Source organism: Ruegeria sp. AP12 (assembly GCF_056540025.1).
On sequence record NZ_JBQFVZ010000334.1, the window covers coordinates 1 to 525 of the forward strand.

The 525-nt window shown below is 60.6% G+C and carries 1 protein-coding gene; it reads left to right on the top strand.

Annotated elements, in window-relative coordinates:
- The coding region (locus ACR0E6_RS23060) for a thiolase family protein (RefSeq protein WP_480587806.1) at positions 1 to 525 on the top strand (525 nt) is incomplete at both ends.

A 525-nucleotide genomic window follows, 5' to 3' on the forward strand; every position in this document is an offset into this window, starting at 1 on the left:
CGGGGCTTTGTCGTCGATCCGCACGGATGATCTGGCGGCCATTCCGCTGGCTGCGCTGAAAGAGCGGAACCCGCAAGTCGACTGGTCCAGCGTGGATGACGTCATCTATGGTGATGCCAATCAGGCCGGTGAAAGCAACCGGAACGTCGCCCGTATGGCGGCCTTGTTGGCTGGATTGCCGATTGATGTTCCGGGGACCACCATAAATCGCCTGTGCGCCAGCGGCATGGACGCTGTTGGAGTGGCCGCCCGAGGCATCAAGGCGGGTGACTATGATCTGGCGATCGCGGGTGGGGTCGAAAGCATGTCCCGTGCGCCCTTTGTGATGCCCAAGGCGACATCAGCATACACGCGCAGTAACGCGGTTTACGACACGACTATTGGTTGGCGCTTTGTGAATCCGAAGATGCAGCAGGCCTACGGCATCGATTCAATGCCCCAAACCGCTGACAACGTTGCCGACGACTATGGCATCAGCCGAGCGGATCAGGACAGTTTTGCCGCGCGCAGTCAGGCCCGATGGGC